The following is a 3,151-nucleotide window of genomic DNA, read 5'->3' as shown; positions in this document are numbered from 1 at the left end:
AGAAAGTTCTCTTATTAGAGAAATAGGAGATTAGGTTATTGAAGAAGCCTTCAAACAGCTTTCAAACTGTCAGAATAAATATGATGGTGATCTAAGAATCTCTGTTAATTTATCTCCGCTTGAATTATATGATAAAAACAAGGCTGATAAGATTAAAAATTTAAGTCAAAAATATAAGATAAGAAGAGAATTGATAGAATTTGAAATAACAGAAAATGCACTGCTGGATAACCGCAGTGATACAATAAAAACTTTAAATGAACTTAAAGATTTAGATTTTTCAATTGCCCTTGATGATTTCGGTATTGGCTATTCTTCCCTGAGCTATTTAAGCAGACTTCCAATTGATACCCTCAAGATTGACAAATCTTTTATCGGAAAGTTTTCTGATTCTAAGAATATGATCTTAATCGATTCTATAATTAATCTTTCTCATAAAATGAATTTAAAAGTGATTGCCGAAGGAATAGAAAACTCTGAACAGTTAGAAATAATGAAAAAACTAAACTGTGATGAAATTCAGGGCTATTATTTTCACAAACCTCTGCCTGTAGATCAATTTGAAAAAATTATTGAAGAAAATGGGAGACTATATTAAAGAACTTGGAGAAAAAGCTCTAATAATAGCTGACCCAATTGTAAAAGAATTATTTTTAGCTGACTTAGAGTCCGGTTTAGAAGAACTTGATTATGAAATTGAATTTTTCAATGGAGAATGCTCTAAAGTAGAAATAGAAAGACTAAAGGAAAAGGCTGCTGCAAAAAATGCAGAAATGATTATTGGTATGGGTGGAGGTAAAACTTTAGACACCTCTAAAGCTGTTGCTCATTATTCTGAATTACCTGTATGTAGTTATTGTACCTACTATTGCAGCTACAGATGCTCCCTGCAGTGCACTATCTGTAATTTATACCGAAGAGGGAGTTTTTGAAGAATACCTATTCTTACCGAAGAATCCAGATGTAGTAATGATTGATACTGAAATAGTAGCAAATGCACCTGTTAGATTTTTAGTTTCCGGAATGGGCGATGCACTGGCAACTTATTTTGAAGCTGCTGCTTCAGCTTTAACCAGAAAAACTGCAATGTCAGGTGGAGCTCCAACAATGACAGCCCAAAATTTAGCCGAACTCTGCTACAATACTTTATTAGAATATGGGATTAGTGCTAAAAAAGCTGCTGAGGCTGGGGTAGTAACTGAAGCCTTAGAAAAAATTGTCGAGGCCAATACTCTATTAAGCGGCCTTGGTTTTGAAAGTGGTGGTTTAGCTGCAGCTCATGCAATCCACAATGGTTTTACTGTTTTATGTTTTAGAAGAAACACATGCTAAAACTCACGGAGAAAAAGTTGCTTATTCTACTTTAGTTCAGATGGTATTGGAAGACAGAGATCCATTAGAAATTGATAATGTAATGAATTTCTGTAAATTAGTTGGACTGCCTACAACTCTGGCTGAACTAGGCATCACAGATGTTACCGATGAAAAGATTCTTAAAGTAGCAGAAGCAAGCTGTGCTGAAGGCGAGACAATTCACAATATGCCATTTGCTGTAGATGCAGAAATGGTTAAAGATGCAATCTTAGCAGTAGATGTTCTTTAAATCAGTATTTTAATTATCGAGATTTGGAGAATTTAATTTAAAGTGATTATAAAAAATATAATATATAAATAGAATCCCTTTCTGAATTTTTAAATTGATGGAGGGAATTTTTTATTTAATTAAATATTAAAATTTGTAAATTACTTACTTTTTTAAATCAATTAATTGTAATAAAATTAAAAAAACTTTAAGGGGGATTTGTGATGAAAAAATATTATTCAATAATGTTGACCTTATTATTGGTTTTAACAGCAGCAGTTCCTGCTTCTTTTGTTGGTGCTCAAAGCAATTCTCAATTTAGTGAAATTATTCAAAAGATATCAGCTTCAGAAAATCTTAGTTCTCAAGAAAAAGAGGCTATTATGGATGAGGCAATAGACTTACATTATGATGAAGGTGTAGATTTAGACAGTATTTCTGAAATATTAGATCAAAATGATAATTATAATGATATAGAAAATCAATTTATTAACTTAGAAATTGATTTTGATGATGATAACGACAGAGATGATGATAGTGATGATGACTACGACGATGATGACGAAGATATGGATGACGACCATGACGACGATGATGACCGTGATGGCAATGATGACAACGATGATAATGACGATGATGGCGATGATGACGATGATGACGATGATGACGATGATGACGATGATGACGATGATGATTAATATTAAAATTTAAGAAAGTATTATACATGCCCCTGCTGCCAGATTTTGATTTATTTCTGAGGTGGGGGTTTTTTTATTTAAAAATTTAGCTAAAATTAAGAAAATAAAATTATTGACAAAAATCCCCAGTAAGAATATCATTAAGGTAGAGAGAAAATAAAGATAAATTTGCTGAAATTTAGTTTTGAATTTTAATATATTAGTCCCTGATCTTTAAGTTGTTGTTATCTCAATGCTGGCTGAATTAAGGAAAAATTAAAAAGGGGTGCCAGTTATGAAGAAAAAGTATATTTTAGTACTGATTTTTGTTGTTATTTTGATTTCAACTTTTGAAATTTCGGCGGCAGAGGAAAAGCAGGTCTACAGAGATATTAATTTTGGGATGACAGTTAAGCAATTTCATGAAAACTTAAGACAGGATAAAAAAATGTTTTTGAGTGTTGGGATCCCACATATTGAAATTAAAGGAATAGAGTATTATATTTTTGCCCTATATAATGATCAGAATCAGCTTTATGAAATATATTTTGAAAGTCCTAATTATATAGCAGATTATTATGTAGAAAAAAGATTGGAAGAGCTTTCTCAAATTGTTGAATCAGAATATGAAGACCCAGATATAGTTAATGATTTTGACTTAAGAGATGTAAAAGATCAAATACTCTGGCAGAAAATTTGGAAAGAGGAGAACAAGATAATAGAGCTGGGAGTTGGAAAAATGGATACAGAAAAATATGTTTCACTCCATCAAATTTATCTGCCCTTTGGACCGTGAAAAGAGTTAAATTTAAAATTATTATAATTTGTAATTAGACAGCTCAGACTGTATAATAAAGTTGGAATAGTTAGAAAATTAGCTAATTAATTTCAT

3 protein-coding genes and 1 pseudogene are annotated in these 3,151 nt (G+C 31.3%); all 4 read left to right on the top strand.

The window, feature by feature from the left end; translation table 11 throughout:
- Positions 1-37: 37 nt before the first annotated feature.
- The 4 genes and pseudogenes from CI949_RS19120 to CI949_RS19100 all read left to right on the top strand — a co-directional run bounded on the left by CI949_RS19120 (position 38) and on the right by CI949_RS19100 (position 3,055).
- Complete coding sequence (locus tag CI949_RS19120) at positions 38-598, top strand: EAL domain-containing protein (protein ID WP_290769360.1); 561 nt, start codon at positions 38-40, stop codon at positions 596-598.
- Positions 582-1,603, top strand: a pseudogene (locus CI949_RS19110) (glycerol dehydrogenase). Before CI949_RS19120 ends, CI949_RS19110 begins: the two are co-directional and overlap by 17 nt.
- A gap of 203 nt (positions 1,604-1,806) precedes the next feature.
- Positions 1,807-2,280: a hypothetical protein gene (locus CI949_RS19105; RefSeq protein WP_290769356.1), complete on the top strand. Its 474-nt coding sequence runs from the start codon at positions 1,807-1,809 to the stop codon at positions 2,278-2,280.
- A 274-nt stretch (positions 2,281-2,554) separates the two neighbouring features.
- On the top strand, positions 2,555-3,055 hold the full coding sequence (locus tag CI949_RS19100; protein ID WP_290769353.1) for a hypothetical protein: 501 nt from the start codon (positions 2,555-2,557) through the stop codon (positions 3,053-3,055).
- The last annotated feature ends 96 nt before the right edge of the window (positions 3,056-3,151 follow it).

It is taken from the genome of Halanaerobium sp. (genome assembly GCF_003070835.1).
The sequence above is the reverse complement of the archived record's forward strand: the minus strand, read 5'-3'. Positions and strand labels throughout refer to the sequence as shown.